The 19,072-nt window shown below is 69.9% G+C and carries 21 protein-coding genes; 11 read left to right on the top strand and 10 right to left on the bottom strand.

Annotated features, from left to right (window positions below; genetic code table 11):
• Positions 1-40 precede the first annotated feature (40 nt).
• The 6 genes from H4W30_RS20785 to H4W30_RS20760 are packed head-to-tail and all read left to right on the top strand — an operon-like array spanning position 41 to position 4,028.
• Positions 41-619, top strand: coding sequence for an ArsR/SmtB family transcription factor (locus H4W30_RS20785; RefSeq protein WP_192744392.1), 579 nt, complete (start codon positions 41-43; stop codon positions 617-619).
• Positions 616-1,866: an MFS transporter gene (locus H4W30_RS20780; protein WP_192744391.1), complete on the top strand. Its 1,251-nt coding sequence runs from the start codon at positions 616-618 to the stop codon at positions 1,864-1,866. Before H4W30_RS20785 ends, H4W30_RS20780 begins: the two co-directional genes overlap by 4 nt.
• Before the next feature lie 10 nt (positions 1,867-1,876).
• The gene (locus tag H4W30_RS20775) at positions 1,877-3,019 is read left to right on the top strand and encodes a M24 family metallopeptidase (RefSeq protein WP_126732890.1); all 1,143 of its coding nucleotides are present in this window, start codon (positions 1,877-1,879) and stop codon (positions 3,017-3,019) included.
• Positions 3,016-3,468: an Lrp/AsnC family transcriptional regulator gene (locus H4W30_RS20770; protein ID WP_016334198.1), complete on the top strand. Its 453-nt coding sequence runs from the start codon at positions 3,016-3,018 to the stop codon at positions 3,466-3,468. The genes H4W30_RS20775 and H4W30_RS20770 overlap by 4 nt, the downstream gene beginning before the upstream one ends.
• Before the next feature lie 46 nt (positions 3,469-3,514).
• On the top strand, positions 3,515-3,742 hold the full coding sequence (locus H4W30_RS20765) for a hypothetical protein (RefSeq protein ID WP_007035425.1): 228 nt from the start codon (positions 3,515-3,517) through the stop codon (positions 3,740-3,742).
• Positions 3,729-4,028, top strand: a complete 300-nt coding sequence (locus H4W30_RS20760; protein ID WP_005150941.1) for a hypothetical protein — start codon at positions 3,729-3,731, stop codon at positions 4,026-4,028. The genes H4W30_RS20765 and H4W30_RS20760 overlap by 14 nt, the downstream gene beginning before the upstream one ends.
• Before the next feature lie 113 nt (positions 4,029-4,141).
• Here H4W30_RS20760 and H4W30_RS20755 read toward each other — a convergent pair whose 3' ends face one another.
• Positions 4,142-5,215: a GDSL-type esterase/lipase family protein gene (locus H4W30_RS20755; RefSeq protein WP_192744390.1), complete on the bottom strand. Its 1,074-nt coding sequence runs from the start codon at positions 5,213-5,215 to the stop codon at positions 4,142-4,144.
• A 71-nt stretch (positions 5,216-5,286) separates the two neighbouring features.
• Positions 5,287-6,189: a LysR family transcriptional regulator gene (locus tag H4W30_RS20750; protein ID WP_192744389.1), complete on the bottom strand. Its 903-nt coding sequence runs from the start codon at positions 6,187-6,189 to the stop codon at positions 5,287-5,289.
• Positions 6,190-6,285: 96 nt separating this feature from the next.
• On the opposite strand from H4W30_RS20750, the gene H4W30_RS20745 reads away from it, so the two are divergent.
• The gene (locus tag H4W30_RS20745; RefSeq protein ID WP_192744388.1) at positions 6,286-7,125 is read left to right on the top strand and encodes an oxidoreductase; all 840 of its coding nucleotides are present in this window, start codon (positions 6,286-6,288) and stop codon (positions 7,123-7,125) included.
• Between the two features lie 10 nt (positions 7,126-7,135).
• On the opposite strand, the gene H4W30_RS20740 is transcribed toward H4W30_RS20745, so the two are convergent.
• The 5 genes from H4W30_RS20740 to H4W30_RS20720 form a co-directional block, all read right to left on the bottom strand.
• Positions 7,136-7,765 (bottom strand): maleylpyruvate isomerase family mycothiol-dependent enzyme, encoded by a 630-nt coding sequence (locus H4W30_RS20740; RefSeq protein WP_192744387.1) that lies wholly within the window; start codon positions 7,763-7,765, stop codon positions 7,136-7,138.
• Positions 7,766-7,781: 16 nt separating this feature from the next.
• Positions 7,782-8,306, bottom strand: coding sequence for a hypothetical protein (locus H4W30_RS20735; protein ID WP_318780635.1), 525 nt, complete (start codon positions 8,304-8,306; stop codon positions 7,782-7,784).
• A gap of 99 nt (positions 8,307-8,405) precedes the next feature.
• A complete protein-coding gene (locus H4W30_RS20730) occupies positions 8,406-9,701 on the bottom strand; it encodes a M20/M25/M40 family metallo-hydrolase (protein ID WP_192744386.1) in 1,296 nt (431 codons plus the stop codon).
• Positions 9,694-10,521 carry a M55 family metallopeptidase gene (locus tag H4W30_RS20725; RefSeq protein WP_005150961.1) on the bottom strand — a complete coding sequence of 276 codons (828 nt, stop codon included), beginning with the start codon at positions 10,519-10,521 and terminating at the stop codon, positions 9,694-9,696. Before H4W30_RS20725 ends, H4W30_RS20730 begins: the two co-directional genes overlap by 8 nt.
• Before the next feature lie 42 nt (positions 10,522-10,563).
• Complete coding sequence (locus H4W30_RS20720) at positions 10,564-11,172, bottom strand: Rv1733c family protein (RefSeq protein ID WP_192744385.1); 609 nt, start codon at positions 11,170-11,172, stop codon at positions 10,564-10,566.
• Positions 11,173-11,442: 270 nt separating this feature from the next.
• Here H4W30_RS20720 and abc-f point away from each other — a divergent pair, with 270 nt between their 5' ends.
• Positions 11,443-13,065, top strand: a complete 1,623-nt coding sequence (abc-f, locus tag H4W30_RS20715; RefSeq protein ID WP_192744384.1) for a ribosomal protection-like ABC-F family protein — start codon at positions 11,443-11,445, stop codon at positions 13,063-13,065.
• Here abc-f and H4W30_RS20710 read toward each other — a convergent pair.
• Complete coding sequence (locus H4W30_RS20710) at positions 13,049-14,314, bottom strand: family 1 glycosylhydrolase (protein ID WP_192744383.1); 1,266 nt, start codon at positions 14,312-14,314, stop codon at positions 13,049-13,051. The genes abc-f and H4W30_RS20710 overlap by 17 nt on opposite strands.
• A gap of 181 nt (positions 14,315-14,495) precedes the next feature.
• On the opposite strand from H4W30_RS20710, the gene H4W30_RS20705 reads away from it, so the two are divergent.
• On the top strand, positions 14,496-15,341 hold the full coding sequence (locus H4W30_RS20705) for an LLM class flavin-dependent oxidoreductase (RefSeq protein WP_038513774.1): 846 nt from the start codon (positions 14,496-14,498) through the stop codon (positions 15,339-15,341).
• A gap of 153 nt (positions 15,342-15,494) precedes the next feature.
• Complete coding sequence (locus H4W30_RS20700) at positions 15,495-16,058, top strand: CGNR zinc finger domain-containing protein (protein ID WP_192744382.1); 564 nt, start codon at positions 15,495-15,497, stop codon at positions 16,056-16,058.
• On the opposite strand, the gene H4W30_RS20695 is transcribed toward H4W30_RS20700, so the two are convergent.
• On the bottom strand, positions 16,047-16,799 hold the full coding sequence (locus tag H4W30_RS20695; protein WP_192744381.1) for a PIG-L deacetylase family protein: 753 nt from the start codon (positions 16,797-16,799) through the stop codon (positions 16,047-16,049). The genes H4W30_RS20700 and H4W30_RS20695 overlap by 12 nt on opposite strands.
• Before the next feature lie 177 nt (positions 16,800-16,976).
• Here H4W30_RS20695 and H4W30_RS20690 point away from each other — a divergent pair, with 177 nt between their 5' ends.
• Positions 16,977-18,056, top strand: coding sequence for a glycoside hydrolase family 5 protein (locus tag H4W30_RS20690; RefSeq protein WP_037337618.1), 1,080 nt, complete (start codon positions 16,977-16,979; stop codon positions 18,054-18,056).
• Between the two features lie 63 nt (positions 18,057-18,119).
• Here H4W30_RS20690 and sigJ read toward each other — a convergent pair whose 3' ends face one another.
• Positions 18,120-19,007: an RNA polymerase sigma factor SigJ gene (gene sigJ / locus H4W30_RS20685; protein WP_192744380.1), complete on the bottom strand. Its 888-nt coding sequence runs from the start codon at positions 19,005-19,007 to the stop codon at positions 18,120-18,122.
• Between the last annotated feature and the right edge of the window lie 65 nt (positions 19,008-19,072).

The raw sequence follows: 19,072 nt of genomic DNA, 5'->3' as shown, positions 1-19,072 counted from the left end.
CTCTTTGCAGAGAAGTCTCTGCGGTTGTACGGTGTGGCGCATGGGGAAGAGCGAGAGATATCTCGCGCGGGTCGACGGCCGAATCCTGCGGGCGCTGTCGCATCCACTGCGCGTCAAGATCCTGGAGTTGCTGCGGGAGGACGGCCCGGCGACGGCGTCCGGGCTGGCGAAACGGGTGGGAGAGAGTTCCGGGACCACGAGCTGGCATCTGCGTCAGCTCGCCGAATCCGGGCTCATCACGGAAGACACCGAACGCGGCAGCAGGCGCGACCGCTGGTGGAAGGCCGTACATGAGGGCGACCAGATGCGCGCCCGGGACTTCATCGACGATCCCGACCTTGCCGGTCCGTTCAACGCATACGCCCACACGATGATCGAGCGGCGCTACGCAGCCGAAGCGCAGTTCGTCGCCGAAGTGCGGGACTGGGCCGACGAGTGGATCGACAAGGTCAGCTTCCATGACTCGCCTCTTTCGCTGACACCGGACGAGGCCGCCGCGCTGAGTGACGAGATCCTCGACGTGATCGGCCGCTACCGCCGACCGGAGAAGGACGGCGACACCCAGGTCCGCGTGCACTGGGCGGCCTTCCCGAGGAAATCCCGGCCGGAGACGCCATGAGCCGGATGCCACTGGGGGCTCTGGTCGTGGCTTCGGGGATCTCCTCGGCCGGAGTGATGATGACGTTGCTCGCGATTCCCTGGTTCGTGCTGCAGAGCACGGGCAGCGGCACCAAGACCGGCCTCGTCACCGCGGCCGAGGTGCTGGGCCTGATGGTCGCCGCGTTGCTGGGCGGGCCGATCGTGGACCGCGTCGGCACGCGCCGGGCCAGTGTCGGCGCGGACCTGCTGACCACCGTCACGGTGCTCCTGATCCCGCTCGCGATGGGCACGACAGGGCTCAGCCTGCCCGGGTTAATCGTGCTGTCGTTCGTGATGGGGGTTTCCCGCGGTCCCGCCGACACGGCGAAGCAGGTGCTGCTCCCCGGCGTCGCGGAACTCGGCGGTGTCGGTGTGAGCCGGGCGGCGAGCGCCGTCGAAGCGGCGATGAGAACCGGCCGGATGGCGGGCGGACCCGCCGCCGGAGCGCTGATCGCGCTGATCGGCCCGATACCGGTGCTGTTCGTCGACGCGGGCGCGCTCCTGCTGTCTTCGGCGCTGGTGTTCGCGCTGATCCCGGCCGCGGCCGGCCCGCCGAGGCCGCCGTCCGGCGGGTACTTCAGGCAACTGCGCGAAGGGCTCGGGTACGTCAAACGCGACGCGGTACTGCGCGCGGTGGTCGGCATGCTGATGCTCACCAACAGCCTCGATTTCGGGCTGCTCGGCGTCCTGTACCCGGCCTATGGCGACCAGGTCCTGCACAGCACCGCGCTCATCGGCGCGATGATCACCGCCGTCGCGGCGGGCGCTCTGCTCGGTTCGGCGATCTACGGCTGGATCGGCCACCGGTTCTCCCGCCGGACGGCGATCCTCCTCGCCGTCGCGATCGAAGGCGCGCCACGCTTCGCCTTGCTTGCGCTGGAACCCGCGCCGTCCGTGCTGCTCGCGGGACTCGTGGTCGCCGGGATCGGGGCGGGCGCGCTGAACCCGATCGTGCTGCCGGCGGTCTACGAACGGGTCCCCGAAGCCGTCCGCGGCCGCGTGCTCAGCCTTCTCGTCGGCGGAGTGCTCGCCGCGATGCCGCTCGGCTCGATGGCGGCCGGGTTGCTGCTGGACGGCATCGGCCTCGTCGGTGCGCTCGCCGTCTTCGGCGGTCTGTACCTGATCGCCGGCAGCTTCCCGGCGATCTTCCGGGTGTGGCGCGGGCTCGACGATCCCGCCCCGATCGGGGGTGACCGGCCGGTGAGCCAAGGGGCGCGGACCGACTAGGCTCGCCTTCATGTCGCGCCGTTCCCTTCACAACCCAGCCCCCGACGCCGCCAGCCTCCGCGCCCGCCTCGACCGGGCCCGCGCCGCCGCGGCCGCCGCCGGCACCGACGCCCTGCTGATCGCACCCGGCTCGGACCTGCGCTACCTCATCGGCCAGGCCGGGGGCTCCTTCGAACGGCTGACCACGCTGGTGATCCCGGCCGACGGCGTCCCGGCGCTGGTGCTGCCGAAGCTGGAGGCTCCCGGCTACGCCGACGTCCCGGCCGACGAACTCGGCATCGAGATCGTCACCTGGGTCGACGGTGACAACGCCTACGAACTGGTCGCCGACCGGCTCGGCAAGCCAGGCCGCGTGGCGGTCAGCGACTTCACCCCGGCGCTGCACGTGCTCGCCTTCCGCGGCGCGCTCGGCGACGCGGAGCAGACACTCGCCGGGCCGATCGTGCGCGAACTGCGGATGCGCAAGGACGCCGCCGAGATCCAGGCGCTGCGCGACGCGGGTGCCGCCATCGACCGCGTGCACGCCCGCGTGCACGAATGGCTGCGCCCCGGCCGCACCGAGGCCGAGGTCGGCGCGGACATCACCGCCGCGATCGTCGAAGAGGGCCACACCCACGCGGACTTCGTGATCGTCGGCTCGGGCCCGAACGGCGCGAGCCCGCACCATGACGTCTCCGATCGGGTCATCGAGCGCGGTGACGTCGTCGTGGTCGACATCGGCGGCCCGATCGCCGAGGGCTACAACTCCGACTCCACCCGCACGTACGCGGTCGGCGAGCCGCGTGATGCCGACGTCGCCGAGACCTACGCCGTCCTGCAGCGTGCCCAGAAGGCCGCTGTCGACGCCGTCCGCCCGGGCGTCACCGCCGAGTCGATCGACGCCGCCGCGCGCGACATCATCGCCGAGGCGGGGTACGGCGAGTACTTCATCCACCGCACCGGCCACGGCATCGGCCTCGACGTGCACGAGGAGCCCTACATCATCAAGGGCAACGCGCTGCCGCTCGAACCGGGCATGGCCTTCAGCGTCGAGCCCGGCATCTACCAGCCGGGCCGCTGGGGCGCCCGCATCGAGGACATCGTCGTCGTCACCGAGGACGGCGTCGAGCCGGTCAACCAGCGCCCGCACGACCTGATCGTGCTCGACGCATGACCGGTTCCCTGGAGCCGCTGGATCAGGCCATCGTGCAGGAACTGGCCGCGGACGGACGGCGCAGTTTCACCGATCTGGCGGAGCGGGTCGGGCTTTCGGTGTCGGCGGTGCACCAGCGGGTGCGCCGCCTGGAGCAGCGCGGGGTCATCCTCGGGTACACCGCGCGGCTCGACGGCGAGCAGATCGGCCTGCCGCTCACGGCGCTGATCTCGCTGACGCCGAACGATCCGGCCGCCCCGGACGACTACCCGCAGCGTCTCGAGCACATCAAGGAGATCGAGTCCTGCTACTCGGTCGCCGGGGACGAGTCGTACATCCTCCTGGTCCGGGTGGCGTCGCCGCTCGGCCTGGAGGACCTGCTCCGCCGTATCCGGGAGTCCGCCAAGGTCTCGACCCGGACCACGGTGGTGCTGTCGACGCCGTTCGAGGGCCGCTCGCCCACCCTGTGAGACGAGAAAAGGGGTGGGCTTGCGCGGCGCTGGTACGATAAAAGGTATGGCAACACGTAAGGTCACTCTCTCACTCGACAGTGGTGCGCTCGAGTTCGCCGAGCGGGCCGCGAAGGCACACGGGATCTCGGTCTCGTCGTGGTTGTCCAAAGCGGCCCGCAGGGAGGCCGTCCGCACCGGTTACACCCCGCAGCGCGCCCCGGTCGAACCGTCCGCCGAATCGGACGAGGCCGAGCTGACCGCCGCGGAGAAGGATCTGCGTGCACAGGGGTGAAGTCTGGACGTACCACCCCCCGACCGAACCGGCACGGCAGCGCACCGTCGTCCTGCTGTCCTCGGACGGGGTGAACGAATCCGAGCGCCCCTGGCTGCTCGGCACCGAGCTGCTGGACCGTGATCCGCAGGACATCCTCGGCGTCGCCGTCGACGCGCGGTATTGGGTTTCCACGCTGAACCTCACGCGCCTGTACCGGCCGTGGTTCGACGAGAAGATCGCGGAGATCGACCAAGAGGTCCAGGAGCGCATCGACATCGCGTTGCGCGCCGCACTCGACCTCTAGCCACGCGTTTCGCGCCTCGGACCACGCGTTTCGCGCCTTCAAGCACGCGAGTCGCGTCTCTGATCACGTGTGTTGCGCTTTCAAGCACGCGAGTCGCGTCTCCAAGCACGCGATTAGCGCGCGATCACCTCGGGCGCGGCGTGCAGTTTGCCGTCGGGGCCGGAGAGGCACGACGCGTTGCCGCCACGGGCGGCGAGGAACTCGTTGAGGCAGTTCGCGATCTGCGCGTGGCCGTTCGCGTTGGGATGGAACGACTCCTGCAACGCGTGGCTCGCGCGGTCCGCCTGGCCGAGATCGCGCAGCTGCAGCGTCAGCCTGCTGAACCACTCGTTCGCGGGGTCGCTGCTGCACGCCTCGCGCCCGGCGCCCGCCCGTGAGAGGTCCAGGAACCGCGCGCTGGTCGCCCTCGACGCCTGCTTGAGCCCGTCCGACAGGACCGAGACGCCGTCGCGGCGCATCCACTCCAGGTCCTCGGTGCGGAACGGGCAGCCGTTGAGACTGCGCAGGGCCTCCGGGATCTGGGGGCCGACAGGCGAGGCGTACGACATCAGCACGAGCTGATAGTCCGCCGGCACGTAACCGGCCTGTGCCAGAACCTTCTTCACGTCGGCGACGGCGTTGGTCACCTTCGGCACCATGGCGTCCACTTTGGACTTCCACGTGGTGCGGAGAGCCGCACTGCACGGCGGGTTCTGCGGGGAGAACCAAGCCTTGAAGCATTCGTTGACCTGAGCGGAGAACTTCGGCTCGTCGTTCGCGCCGATCGCGATCACCACCGCGGCGACCCGGTGGTCCTTGATCAGGTTCGCGAGCTGGTGGGCCTGTGACGGCTCGGTCCACTGCTTGGCTTCGCCGAGGGCGATCTGCTCCGACGGCGCCCCCGAACACGCGAGGTTCACCCGCGCGGTGACGTCGGGGATCTTGATCTGCTCGACGAAGGCGTTGGGGGAGCGGTGGCACCAGTTGCCGCCCTGCCCGTTGGTCGTGGGCGTGTAGTCACCCGCGCCCTCACCGGACACGGTGCTGTCGCCGATGGCGACGACCGTCAGCGGCCCCGTTCCCGGCGGCCCCTGGCGCGGGGACGGTTGCCCTGGGCGGCTTTCCGACCCGGTAAAGGCAATGAACCCGACGAGAACCACCACGAACGTGAGCGCGAGAGCACCCCACCACCACCGGAAACGTCGCATCGTCACCGGATTCTACGGACCCCGTGGCCCGACAGGGTGATCATGGCGGTGTGACGGTCGCGATGTCCGGGTCAGCCCGCCTCCGTCAGGTCCGTTCCGGCCGCCAGTTCCGTCACGATCTCGAGCACCCCGGGGAGCGCCGGCTTGTCGTTTTCCGGCGACCAGGCCACCACCGTCCGGGCGGTGTCGCCCGCCAGCGGCACGAAGACCACGCCGCTCCGGCGCAGGCTGTGCGAGGACCGGGCCAGCCTCGTGACCCCGACGCCCGCGGCGACCAGACCGAGCAGGCCCTGGACGGTCGCCGCCCGCTGGACGATCCGCGGCGTGAAGCCGGCCGCCTCGAACTCGCGGTCGTAGCGGCGATGCCAGGGTTCCCACGAACTTCGCGGCGTGAGCACCCACGGCTCATCGGCCAGATCCGCGAGCTTCAGTTCGTTCGCGGCCGCGAGGCGGTGCCCCTCCGGAAGAACGGCACAGACGTCCTCGGTGATCAGTGTGCGGGTCTCGAACCCGTCGACCAGGGGAGGCCGGGTGAAGACGAGGTCGTAGCGTCCGCTGCCGAGGCCGTCGACGAGCGGCGCGATCTGGGTGTCGTCCGTGGTGAGGGTGAGGTCGGGGAGCCGCTCACGGACCGCCCGTACCACCGGCGGGAGCAGGTAGTTGGCCGTGGTGGTGAGGAAACCGAGGTGCAGTGTGCCGATTTCGCCGCGTACCGCCCGGCTCAGCACCGACAGCGCCTCATCGTTGCGCGCCAGGACGGCACGGGCCTCGGGCAGGAACAGTGAACCGACTTCGGTGAGCCGGGCTCCGCGGGTGTCACGCTGCAGCAGCTTCGCGCCGAGCAGTCGTTCCAGCACGGTGATCTGCTGCGAAAGGGACTGCTGGGCGATGTGCAGCCGCCGCGCGGCCTTGGTGAAGCTCGCGTCTTCGGCGACGGCGACGAAATAGCGCAACTGCCGCAACTCGGGGGTCACAGGCTCTGACTGTAGCCGTGTCAGGAAGCCGGTGTTGGCGGCCCGGGCGTGACCTTCGCACGATGGATCCCAGGAACTTCACTGGAGGAAACAGGAATGACGAAGGAAACCGAGGGCCGCGTCTGGCTGATCACCGGCTGTTCGTCCGGGTTCGGCAGGCACCTCGTGCTGGCCGCACTCGACGCCGGCGACCGCGTGATGGCCACGGCTCGCCGTCCGGAGGCTCTGGCCGAACTGGAAGAGCTCGGCCGGGGCAGGGTGCGCACCGCGGCGCTCGACGTCACCGATCCGGCACAGATCGAAGCCGCCGTGCGGGCGGCCCTCACCGAGTTCGGCCGGATCGACGTCGTGGTCAACAACGCCGGGCACGGTTCGGTCGGGGCGGTCGAAGAACTGACCATGTCCGACCTGCGATCCCTGATGGACGTGATGTTCTTCGGCGCCGTCGAGGTGACGAAGGCCGTCCTGCCCCACCTGCGTGAGCAGGGGAGCGGTGCCATCGTGCAGATGAGCTCGATGGGTGGGCAGCAGAGCCCGCCCGGTTTCGGGGCCTACTGCTCGGCGAAGTTCGCCTTGGAGGCGATGTCGGAGTCCTTGGCCGCCGAGGTCGCGCCGTTCGGCGTGCGGGTGCTGATCGTGGAGCCCGGGGCCTTCCGGACCGAGTTCGGCGGCAGCAGGCTGCGGCGCTCGCGGGTGATCGACGCCTACCGCGAATCGACCGGCGCGATCCGGGACTTCGTCGAGGGGATGGACGGCTCGCAGCCCGGAGATCCGGCGAAGGCCGCCGCCGCGATCCTGAAGGTGTTGGACAGCGACGACGCTCCGCTGCGGCTCGCGCTCGGCGACGACGCTGTCGACGGTCTGCGATCCGTCCACGAAGCCAGGGCGGCGGAGCTGGCCGCTTGGGAGTCCTTGAGCCGCTCCACCGCGTTCTGAGCCCTCGGCCTCAACGGCCGTCCACTCTGCGCGCGAGGATCGCCGCGCCAGGCCCGGAAAGCTCGTCCAGAGCCACGGCCCGGCCGGCGATCGACAGCAGGAGCGCCTCCCCGGGGCCGCGGACTTCCGGTCCGGAACCGGCCGACCAGCCGACGTCCGTGGCGACGAGCCGGAGCCCGCGCGCCCGCTTGCGCGCTTTGATCGGCGGGGCGTAGCGGGCGAAAGCCAGGGCGTGACGCAACCGTTCCGGCGGCACCTCGCGGGGAAACCCCAGTGGACGCCGGATGTCCTGGTGATGGAGGATCCCGTCGAGCAGCGCCACCCGCCCACCGAACGCCGAGGTCAGGCCGCGCGGTTCGAGGTGCTCCTCGAACCGCGCGATCAGCTCGTCCGGTGTCCGGCCGGGATTCCGTGCGACACCGAGCGCGTTCATCCGGTTCAGCCGCAGCCCGCCGCGGACGGCCTGGCCCGCCAGATCGCGGAACCGCTGGGCGTCGTAGTCGACGACGTGGGCGACCACCTGCCGGACCGTCCACTCCGAACACAACGTCGGCGCGTCCCAGTGCTCGGGGGACAGCGTTCGCAGGAACGCGGCGAAGTCGGAACGTTCGTCCCGGGCGAGTCGCGCGACAGAGTCCACCAGCGGCCTCCTTGGGCTATTCGTAGTCGAGCCACCCGCAAACGTAGTAGTTCGTGTCCTCGTTCCGCTCGACATACCAGGAATAGACCACGTCGCCCGCGAGTTTGCCGTTGCGCGCGTTCCGCTGCGTGACCTTGGCCTGAACCGTCACGAACTCCTCGCCCGGTGGGACGGAGTACGGCAGCATCTCCCAGCGCTCGACGTAGTGCCCGTGGAGTTCGAATCCCAGTAGCGTCGCCCGCAGCCGCGGGCAGGTACCGCTGCGCAACGCGGTCATGTCGTGATTGGCCAGCCCGTTCATGTAGACCTGGAACACCCGGTCGATCGCGGCGGGTTCCAGACCGGGCGCGGATGACGTCGAGGGTGCCGTGGGCGTCACAGTCAGGGTCCGTGTCTCGGCCGGGGGAGCGGAGTCCGAGGTGGACGTCGCGGAGGCGGCGTCGGGTCGCGGGATCGTGAACCCGCTTCGGCACGCCGCGAGAGCGGTGCCGAGGCCGATCACGAGGACGCCCGCCAGGACGCGCGAAGTCAGAGGTCTCACGCCGCTGACGTTATGGAGCCTTCATGAAATTCGCATGAAAGGCACCGGACGGCCGGCTTCGTGTGTCTGGACGGACGACACGCGGCTCGGCAGGGTTCCTCAGCAGCTTTCCAGGAAGTGCCGCAGCACCCGGGTGCCGAACCGCAGGCCCTCCACCGGGACGCGCTCGTCCACGCCGTGCGCCATCGCTCGGTACGGGAAGCCTTCCGGCAGCCACAGCGGCGCGAAACCGTAGCAGTCGATCCCGAGCGGGCTGAACGCCTTCGCGTCCGTGCCGCCGCCCATGCAGTAGGGGACGACGACGGCTTCGGGGTCTTGCGAGCGCAGCGCGTCCGCCATCGCGTCGAACCACGGCGAATCCACCGGAGCCTGGACCGGCGGCTGGTGCGCGACGAACTCGCGGCTGACGCCTTCGCCGAGCATCGCGTCGAGTTCGGCGAGCAGTTCCGGCTCGGAGCCGGGGAGAACACGGACGTCTACCTGGGCCTCGGCCGAGGTCGGGATCACGTTCACCTTGTAGCCGGCGTCGAGCATGGTCGGCGTCGTGCTGTTGCGGACGGTCGGCACCACCAGCGCCCCGGCGGGTCCGAGCCGCGCGATCGTTCCGTCCACATCGGACAGATCGACCGCGACGCCGAGTGCTTCCCCGGTGCGTTCGAGGAACGCCTGGACCGTCGGGGTCAGCTGGACCGGCCAGCGGTGCGCGGCGATCTTGCCGAGCGCGGTGACCAGCCGGGTGACCGCGTTCTCGTCGTTGGGGCGCGATCCGTGGCCCGCGCGGCCCTTGGCGGTCAGGCGCAGGTGTGCCGTGCCGCGTTCGGCCGTCGCCACCGGATAGAGCCGCACGGTCCGGCCGTCGGCGGCGGGGACGTGGTAGGTGTACCCGCCCGACTCGCTGATCGCGGCCGCGCAGCCGTCGAACAGGTCACGGTGCGCCGCGGCGAGCCAGTGCGCCCCGTACTCGCCCTTGTCCTCCTCATCGGCCACGAACGCCAGGACGATGTCCCGCCGCGGCCGGACGCCCGTCGCGAGGGCGGCGAGCACCATCGCGCAGAAGTCCTTCATGTCGACCGCGCCGCGGCCCCAGAGGAACCCGTCGCGGACCTCGCCCGAGAACGGATCCACCGACCAGTCGGCGGCGTCGGCCGGGACCACGTCGAGGTGACCCTGCACGAGCAACGCGGGCAGGCTCGGGTCGGTGCCGGGCACCCGGGCGATCACGTTCGCGCGGCGCGGCGCGGACTCGATGATCTTCGAGTCGATCCCCAGATCCGAAAGCAGCGACGCCACGTACTCGGCGGCCTCGCGCTCGCCCGCGGAATCCCCGTCGCCGCGGTTCGTGGTGTCGAACCGGATCAGCCGCGAACAGACTTCGACGACATCCAACTCAGCCATAGATACCCTGCACCGCCCCGGCCGCGATCGCCGTGACGATCTTGAACGCCTTCATCGCCTCGGTCATGTCCGGCGCGTCGAAGCCGACCCGCCGCACGCCGATCTGTTCCACCGTCGGGATCACCGCCGCGGCCTGCGCGAGGTGGCTCGCGTCGAACTCGACCTCGATCCGGTGCGGCGTGGTGAACCGCTCGACCCGGCCCGCCCGGTTCATCGCGTCCGCCGCCGCCGAGCTCAGCAGTTCGGCCGTCCTCGCGGGCGGCAGGCAGATCGCGGCGTACCGGCTGACGCATTCCTTCACCGTGACCAGTTCGGCCTCCGGCGCGTAGTCCTGGGCGTCGTCGCAGGCCTTGTCGTCACCCGAAACGACGAGTACCGGGACGCCGTATTCGGCGGCCATCGCGGCGTTCAGCCTGCCTTCGCTGGCGGGCACGTCGTCGAGCCACACGCCGGTGATCTGGTTCTCCAGGTACGTGTGGGACAGGACGCCGTCGAATCCCGCGCCGGCGTGGTAGCCGAGGAAGACGACGCCGTCCACGCCGGTGTCGATGCCCTGCATCATCGAGAGCGGCTTGTGCCTGCCGGTGAGCATGCGCGCGCGGCCGTCGAGGTCTTCGAGCAGGAGGTTCCGCTGGGACGAATGCGCCTCGTTGACCAGCACGTCGGTGGCGCCGGAATCGAACAGGCCCGCGATGGTGGCGTTGACGTCACCGGTGAACAGGCGGCGGAATCGTTGCCACTGCTCGGTACCGGGGATGACGTCCTCGGTCCAGGTGACGCCGGTGGCGCCCTCCATGTCCGCCGAGATCATGATGCGCATGCGGGGCACCCTAGCCGAGGCGCTTTGCCGTCGCCGCCGGGCTCAGGGCCAGGAACCGGACCGCGGGTAGACCGCCCAAGCGCGCTCCCAGGCCGCTGCGCGCTGCCGGTCGAGCACCAGCCGGACGAGCCGGTGGAACAGGACGAGCGAGCCGACCACCGCGAACCAGAGCCAAAGACCCACGAGCACGGAATCGAAGACCGCCGTCGACGCGTTCCTCGGAGCGGCGGTGAGCTCACCGCGGGCGTCGATCCAGACCGGTACGGCCGTTCCGGCGGGGCTGCCGGGCGTCGCGAGGACGCCACCGGTGTGCCGCGCGCCGCGCGAGTCCGTCCAGGTCGCCTGGGTGGTGGAGTTGTCGGTCCCGACGCTCTCGCTGTCGACGATGCGGACGGGCGCGGCCGTCAGCAGGTACGCGGTGGCGGGTGTGCGCCCGGTGGCGTCGGCGGCGGCCGCGGCGACCTGCCTGCCGTGGTTGGCGGAGCCCACGGCGGCCGCGACCGGGATGGCGAGCAGCGCCGCGAGGATGACGAGCTTGAGCACCAGGGCTTCGAACCGATCGGAGCCGCGAGCCAGCGAATTGCGAGCTGGGAAGAGCCGCCGCCCGAACCGGGCGATCGGACCGCTGGACCCGTGCACGAGGAACCCCATTCCCTCAGACCGCGAAAACCTCCACCTTCGATTCTCGGTCACCGGGGCGCCGCTGTCGCGGTATGGGGACACAGACCACTCTGTGAACCCGTACACAACCTTTAATTCGTTTTACCCGTCCGCGTTCCCCCGCTACCGTCTTCGCCATGGGGATTTTCTTCACTCTGTGATTCTCGCCTTCGACGCGGCCCTGGCGTAGAGCCTTCGCTCCGCCGGGCCGCGTCCTTCCGCATGTCCTTCTTCCTTTGCGAGAATCAGGAGGACGCCCCTGTGCGTACCCCGTATCGAAATCCCGGAACACAACTCGTGCTCTCCGGTGTCACCAAGCGTTTCGACGACCATGTCGTACTCGACCAGGTCTCCTTCACCGTCAAACCGGGGGAGAAGGCGGGCGTGATCGGCGACAACGGGTCGGGCAAGTCCACCTTGCTGAGGCTGATCGCCGGCCGGGACCGGGCGGACAACGGCACGGTGACCGTCACCGCGCCCGGCGGTGTCGGCTATCTCCCGCAGACGCTGGAGCTGCCCGGCACCGCCACGGTCGGCGACGCGATCGACCTCGCCCTTGCCGACATCCGGGACCTGGAGTCGAGGCTGCGGGCGGCCGAGGCGTCGCTCGAAACCGCCGAAGACCTGGCCGCGTACGGCGACCTCATGGCCGAATACGAAGCCCGTGGCGGTTACGAGGCCGACGCCAGGGTGGAGGTCGCACTCCACGGGCTCGGGCAGCCTGGCCTCGATCGCGGCCGCGCGCTGGGCAGCCTGTCCGGCGGCCAGCGGTCCCGGCTGGCGCTCGCGGCCACCCTGGCCGCGTCACCCGAACTGCTGTTGCTGGACGAGCCGACCAACGATCTCGACGACGAAGCCGTCGCCTGGCTGGAGAACCACCTTCGCGGGCATCGCGGCCGGATCGTCGCGATCACCCACGACCGGACGTTCCTCAGCCGGGTCACCAGCACGATCCTGGAGGTCGACGCAGACCGCCGGACCGTGCAGCGCCACGGCGACGGCTACGCGGGCTACCTCGCGGCGAAGGCGGCCGCGCGGGCCCGATGGGTCCGCGAGTACGAGGAGTGGCGGTTGGAGAAGGCCCGCTACGAACGGATGGCGGACGTCAACATCGACCGGTTCTCGGCGATCCCGCGCAAGGCTCCGGCGGCCTTCAGTGGGGCCGGCGCGTTCCGGGCCCGATCGCGGGCGCACGGGGCGATGAGCCGGATCCGGTCGGCCCGCGAGCGGATCCAGCGGCTCGAAGCGGACCGTGTTCCGCCGCCGCCCGAGCCGCTCCGGTTCACCGCGCGGATCGCCGCGGGGGAGACCGAGGCCGGTCAGTACGTGGTGAAGGTGGACGACGTGTCGGTCGACGGCCGTCTGCCGCGAACGTCTCTCAGCGTGCTGCCGGGTGAACGCGTCCTCGTGACCGGGCCCAACGGGGCGGGCAAGACGACCCTGATGCGGGTCCTCGCCGGCGAGCTGGCTCCCTCGACGGGGTCGGCAGAACGGACGGGCCGGATCGGGTTCCTGCACCAGAACGGCGGACTCGCCGCGGACGCTCGAACCGTTCTGGCGGTCTTCGCCGGAAACGGTGACGAGGACGAAGCGGCCGAGAGGTTGCTGTCGCTGGGCCTGTTCCGGGCGCCGGATCTGCGCAAGCCGGTCCGGGAGCTGTCCATCGGGCAGCGGCGCAGGCTCGAACTGGCCAGGCTCGTGACGGCAACGACCGATCTGCTGCTGCTCGACGAGCCGACGAACCATCTCGCCCCGGATCTCGTGGAGGAGCTGGAACAGGCGCTCGCGGAGTACTCCGGCGCGCTCGTGGTCGTCACCCACGACCGGCGGATGCGGCGGACGTTCGAGGGCAGGCGGCTGGAACTGGTCACTTCAGCGGCATGAGCGGTCCGTCCACTTTGGCCGGATTGAGGCAGCTGTCCAGCCCGTCCACGAGGGAACAGGTCCCCGGACCGCGCTTGAGCCGGAAGTCCTGCGGCACGCCACCCGCCGCCACCAGACCCTGGTAGGCGGGAACGGCGTCCGTGGGGCGCCGGGTCAGCGCGGGATCGGTGAGAGCGTCCACTGTGTACAGTCCGAACCGGGCGCGATAGCTGCCCCATTCGTAGTTGTCGGTGAGGCTCCAGTAGTTGTAGCCGATGAGGTTCATCCCGTCGGCCTTCGCCCGCTGGAGCCAGTACACGGTGTCTCGGACGTGGTCGCCGCGGGTGTAATCCGCGTCGCGGAGCTTCCCGTTGTCGGTCGCCATGCCGTTCTCGACGATGTAGAGCGGCAGACGCGGGAACCGGTTGTGGTAGCTGCGCAGCGCGTAGTAGATGCCTTCGGGCTGGAGCTTCACGTCCCAGAACTTGTCGCCGGCCGCGGCGAAGACGGTCCAGTTGTCGATGCTCAGGCCGTAGTAGTAGTCGATCCCGATGAAGTCGAGCTTGTCCTTGACCTGGTCGAGGAAGAACCAGTCGGCCATCCCGTTGACGCCGGTGATGTAGGCCTGGTTGCTGGTGACCTTCGCGGTCGGGTCGAGTTCGTGGATCAGGTCGTAGGCCCGCCGGTGCGCCTGGACGACGTTGGACTGCGCCGCGAAGTACCGCGTGGCGTTCAGCGCCCCGACCTTCTGCTCGTTCTTGAGGAAGATCAGCGGCTCGTTGAACGTCACCCAGAGGACGTCCTGCCCGGCGTAGCGCTGGACGATCTTCCGGCTGAACTCCAGCCACGCGTCGGCCGTCCGCGACTCGGCCCAGCCGCCCTGATCGAGCGCCCACCCCGGGTACACCCAATGGTTGAGCGTGATCATGGGGGTCATGCCCGCGGCGCGGACCTGGCGGAGCACGTCGTCGTAGAAGGCGAGCTCGGTTTCGTCCCACCGTCCTGGCGCGGGCTCGACGCGGGCCCACTCGATGCCGAAGCGGTAGGTGTTGACGCCGAGCCCGGACGCGAGGCGGATGTCGTCGGCGTAGCGGTGCCGGAAGTCCACGGAGTCGCGGTATTCGTCGACGCCGTCCTTCCCGGCGGACCGGTCCACGAACCGCTTCCAGTTGCTGTCCGGAGCGCTGCCCTCGGACTGGTAACCCGACGACGCCACGCCCCAGTAGAAGTCCCGGGACCAGCCGTCGTCCTGCGATGCGGACGCGTCCACCGCGGAAAGTGTCGCGCATAGTGAGACGGCGACCACCGAGGACACCACCCGGCGTAACCTTCCCCGATGCTCCGGCCACTTCGTCGATCGTTCACCAGCGTCCGTCATCCTCGGCACGCTAACGTGGGTGAACGGCGTAAACAAGCGGCCGTCCGGGGACTTCGACGATGACGTTGGGGAGTTGATCGACTTGACCGGCAGCACGGTCCGGCACGCCGTCTATCTGCCGCCTTTCGGCCCGTTCGGTGAGCCGGGGGTGCTCGTCGACCTCGCCGTCCGCGCCGAAGCGGCGGGCTGGGACGGGTTCTTCCTGTGGGACCACGTCGTCGCGGACACCATGCCCATCGCGGATCCGTGGACGACGCTCGGCGCCATCGCGCACGCCACGAGCCGGCTGCTGTTCGGCCCGATGATCACCCCGCCCGCCCGGCGGCGGCCGTGGGTGGTGGCGCGGCACGCGTCGACGGTCAGCAGGCTCTCCGGTGGGCGGCTGATCCTCGGCACCGGGCTCGGTTCGGACGAATCCGGCGACTTCAGCCGGTTCGGCGAGCAGACCGACCTGCTGACCCGGTCGGCGATGTTCGACGAGGGCCTCGACGTCATCCGCGCGATCTGGTCCGGCAGGCGTTTCGACCACGACGGCGCGCACTATCAGGTCGCGCTCGCCGAGGCTCCGCCCGAGCCGTTCCCGATCCCGATCTGGGTGGCGAGCTCCACCGACAATCCGCGTGTCGTTCGGCGCGCGGCGTTGTGCGACGGGATCTTCCCGAACCCGGAGGACCACACGCCGACCGCCGAGGAGATCGCGGAGACCCACCGCGCGCTCGGCCTCGCCGGGCTGGAACCGGGGCGGCCCTTCGACGTCGCGGTCGCCGGGAACGCGAGCCCGGCGTGGGAGGAGCCGATCAAGGTCGACCTGCCCGCGCTGGGGCAGGCGGGGATGACGTGGTGGATGGAGTCGCTGATGCACCTCGACCCGCTGGAGCTTTCGCAGAAGATCGTGGACGCGGGCCCGCCTCGCTGGTGAGCTGCGGCCGACGGCGTCCACAGTGGACCAGCCCGCCGCCGTTCGCTGGATTTCGTTGCTCCGAAAGACTTCATCGCCCTTGCGGCGCCGCCCGCCTTTGCTAGCGTCACCGCGGGCGTCCTGCGAACCAGTGACGTCCCGGGGGAGGGCGGAATGGCTGACGCGCACCATGCGATGCGGCTGGAAACCGGGGTCACGCTGGTCAACGCGTTGACGGGGGAGCATGTCCACGGCAGGCCGAAACCGGTGCTCCAGGGGGAAGATCTGGTCCGGGCCGCGGCCGAAGCGCTCGGAACCGGGAACGGCCAGGTCGATCTCCTGACCGCGGAGCGCCTGCGGAATCTCGCGTCGCGGCTGCGGGAGATCATCGAGTCGCTGTCCCGGCGGGAACCGGACTTGGCGGCCGGGCTGCTGAACCGGATGCTCGTCGACAGCAAGGCCCGGCCGTCCCTGCATCGCCACGGCGAACAGTCGTGGCATCTGCGTTTCCACGGCCCCGAAGCCGACCTCGTCCAGCGGTGGGCGGCTGGCCTCGCGGTGTCCGTGGCCGCGGCCCTCGGCGACGACATCCCGCATCGCGTCGGGTTGTGCGCGGCGCCGCGGTGCGACCAGGTGTACCTCGACGCGAGCCAGGCGCAGATCAAGCGGTTCTGCGGGCTGGCTTGCCAGAACCGGGTGAAGGCCGCCGCGTACCGCGCCCGCCGCTCAGGATCGTGAGCCTCGCGATGTCGCGTCGACGTACCACTCGCGGGCGAACACGAGGCCGAAGAGCGGCGCCGGAAGCCGGGTGATCACGCGCATCAGCGGCGCGAGCCTGCCGTCCCCTTTCACCTGCGACGAATGGGCGGCGATCGCGGCCTGCTTCTGACGCGCGAAGCGCCGGACGTCGAAGGTGTGCGTGATCTCGGACTTGGCGCTGTAGGCACGGAGAAGCGCGTCGACGTCATAGCGGAACGGGATCCGTGCCAGGCGCACGATCCGGATCAGGCGCGCGACGGCGTCGCGGGGGATCGTGGCTTCCAGGAGGCGGACGTCGCCGGCGAGTTCCGCCGCCCGTTTGCCGACCTCGTGCACCTTGACGTGGTCGCGGTGACCGTAGCCGCCGTTGCGGTCGTAGCTCAGCAGGACTGAAGCGCCCTCTTCACGCAGGATCGCCATGAGCCGAGCCGCCGCTTCGTCGGTGCTCGCGCGCACGAAACGGACCAGGCCTGGCGGATCCGGGTAGAGGACCGCGCCGTGACCGCTGTCGGCATAGCCGAGGTGGACGACGCGCGCGACGCCCAGCACCTCCGCGCTCGCCTCGAGTTCGGCCCGGCGCGACGCGTCCACGCCCCGCATGCCGATGGTGGCGACGACGAGGACGACACGGTGGCCGTCCGCGGCGGCGCGGGCGAGGGTGCCGCCGGTCAGCAGGGCTTCGTCGTCCGGATGGGCGTGGAAGGCAACGATGGTCGTCACGCTCCGAGCATGCCCGAAACCGCTGGAACGGACGGTGGTGGACCCTTGACCGTCCGTCGACCCTGTGGGTAATCTTCCCTTTACTTTCCAATAGTAAGGAAAGTTTCCTATTTAACTCCGCCGCCCTGACCGTCGGCGCGCCAACGTCGGTGCCGTCGACGCGAGAGGAGAAGCCGAATGCGTTGGGACAAGATCCGTCTCCGGGTGACGGCCGCACTGGCCGCCGGACTGCTGGCACCGGTCGCGGCCGCGAGCACCTCGATGGCGACCGAGACCGCGGCAGAGCCCGCAACGCAGGCAGCCGCCGCGCTGCCGCCGGGCAGCCCCGCGGCGATCAACGGGCAGCTGAAGGTCTGCGGCCTCCAGCTCTGCAACTCCGCCGGCAAGCCGATCCAGCTCCGTGGCATGAGCACCCACGGGATCCAGTGGTTCAGCCAGTGCGTGAAGACCGCTTCGCTCGACGCGCTGGCCAACGACTGGAAGGCCGACGTCCTCCGGATCTCGATGTACATCCAGGAAGGCGGCTACGAGACCAACCCGCGCAAGTTCACCGACATGGTGCACGGCTACATCGAAGAGGCCACCAAACGCGGGATGTACGCCCTGGTCGACTGGCACCAGCTCACCCCCGGCGACCCGAACGCCAACCTCAGCCGCGCCAAGACGTTCTTCACCGAGATCGCCCAGCGGCACAAGGACAAGACCAACATCATCTACGACATCGCCAACGAGCCCAACAACGTCAGCTGGGACCGGGTCCGCAGCTACGCGGAGCAGATGATCCCGGTCATCCGCGCCCAGGACTCCGACGGCGTCGTGCTCGTGGGCACGCACGGCTGGGGCTCGCTCGGCATCTCCGACGGCCGCAACGAGACCGACATCATCAACAACCCGGTCCGCGCCAGCAACTTCATGTACACGTTCCACTTCTACGCGGCGTCCCACAAAACCGAGTACTTCAACGCGCTGAGCCGCGCCGCGAGCAAGATCCCGCTGTTCGTGACCGAGTTCGGCACCCAGACCGCCAGCGGTGACGGCGGGAACGACTTCACCAACTCGCAGAAGTACCTCGACTTCCTCGCGTCGAAGAAGATCAGCTGGACCAACTGGAACTTCTCCGACGACAGCCGTTCGGGCGCGGTGTTCAAGCCGGGCACCTGCTCGGGCAGCTCGTTCACCGGCACGGCTCCGCTGAAGCCCGCCGGTGTCTGGATCCGGGACCGCATCCGTACCGCGGACAACTTCCCGACCTCCTGATCCCGACAGTGCGCACGCCGGGAAGGGGCCTTCAGGACATTCCGAAAGCCCCTTTCCGGCCGTTCAGCCGAGCGGTTCGAAGTCCAGCGCGGCGAGGCGGTCCGGATCGGCGAGGATGTCGATCGCCGCGATCCTGCCGTCCACGACGGTGAACGCGAAGACCGTCGTCGGGACACCGTCCTTGGTGACCACCATCCCGGCCGCGCCGTTGACCAGCGCGGGCCGCAGCTCTCCGCCCTCGCCAGCCGTCCGGAACATGAGCGCCTGGCTCGCGATCGTGGCCGCCCCGCGCACGAAACGCGACGTTCCCACCGGAGCGGCGCCGCCCTCGGCGCGCAGGATGACGTCCGGGTCGAGCACCGAAACCAGTGCGTCGAAGTCGCCACCCCTGGCGGCGGCGAAGAACGCGTCGACGACGGCCCGCTGACGGCTCAGATCCGCGTCGGGGACCGTCGGCGAGCCGTGCAGACGGCGGCGCGCGCGGCTGGCGAGCTGCCGGGTCGCCGCGGAGGACCGGCCCACGATCGGCGCGATCTCGTCGAACGGCAGGGCGAACATGTCGTGCAGGACGAACGCCAGCCGCTCGGCGGGGTCCAGGGTGTCGAGCACGACCAGCAACGCCAGCCCGACCGAGTCCGCCAGCAGGGCCTGGTGTTCCGGGTCGATCCCGCCCTCACGGCCGATGATCGGATCGGGGAGCTGCGCGCCGACCGGCTCCTCCGGCCGCGATTTGCGTGAGCGCAGCATGTCGAGGCAGATCCGGCCGACGACGGTGGTCAGCCACCCGCCGAGGTTGTCCACGTCGCCGGAGTCCGACCGGCTCAGCCGCAGCCAGGCCTCCTGCACGGCGTCGTCCGCTTCGCTCAGCGAACCGAGCATCCGGTACGCCACCGCCCTCAGATGCGTCCGGTGCCCTTCGAAGCGCCGTGCCAGCCAGTCGTGTTCGTCCACGGTCCCCATCCTTCATCGATCAGTCGTAACCCTGACGCGTGGGGGATCGGAGATGTGACAGGCCT

The organism is Amycolatopsis roodepoortensis (assembly GCF_014873915.1).
In the GTDB taxonomy this organism is placed as follows: domain Bacteria; phylum Actinomycetota; class Actinomycetes; order Mycobacteriales; family Pseudonocardiaceae; genus Amycolatopsis; species Amycolatopsis roodepoortensis.
The sequence above is the reverse complement of the archived record's forward strand: the minus strand, read 5'-3'. Positions and strand labels throughout refer to the sequence as shown.

Coding starts and splice junctions, on each gene's coding strand:
- H4W30_RS20785 (WP_192744392.1), top strand. CDS start 41: ATGGGGAAGAGCGAGAGATATCTCGCGCGGGTCGACGGCCGAATCCTG.
- H4W30_RS20780 (WP_192744391.1), top strand. CDS start 616: ATGAGCCGGATGCCACTGGGGGCTCTGGTCGTGGCTTCGGGGATCTCC.
- H4W30_RS20775 (WP_126732890.1), top strand. CDS start 1,877: ATGTCGCGCCGTTCCCTTCACAACCCAGCCCCCGACGCCGCCAGCCTC.
- H4W30_RS20770 (WP_016334198.1), top strand. CDS start 3,016: ATGACCGGTTCCCTGGAGCCGCTGGATCAGGCCATCGTGCAGGAACTG.
- H4W30_RS20765 (WP_007035425.1), top strand. CDS start 3,515: ATGGCAACACGTAAGGTCACTCTCTCACTCGACAGTGGTGCGCTCGAG.
- H4W30_RS20755 (WP_192744390.1), bottom strand. CDS start 5,215: ATGCGACGTTTCCGGTGGTGGTGGGGTGCTCTCGCGCTCACGTTCGTG.
- H4W30_RS20745 (WP_192744388.1), top strand. CDS start 6,286: ATGACGAAGGAAACCGAGGGCCGCGTCTGGCTGATCACCGGCTGTTCG.
- H4W30_RS20730 (WP_192744386.1), bottom strand. CDS start 9,701: ATGGCTGAGTTGGATGTCGTCGAAGTCTGTTCGCGGCTGATCCGGTTC.
- H4W30_RS20725 (WP_005150961.1), bottom strand. CDS start 10,521: ATGCGCATCATGATCTCGGCGGACATGGAGGGCGCCACCGGCGTCACC.
- H4W30_RS20720 (WP_192744385.1), bottom strand. CDS start 11,172: ATGGGGTTCCTCGTGCACGGGTCCAGCGGTCCGATCGCCCGGTTCGGG.
- H4W30_RS20700 (WP_192744382.1), top strand. CDS start 15,495: ATGGCTGACGCGCACCATGCGATGCGGCTGGAAACCGGGGTCACGCTG.
- H4W30_RS20690 (WP_037337618.1), top strand. CDS start 16,977: ATGCGTTGGGACAAGATCCGTCTCCGGGTGACGGCCGCACTGGCCGCC.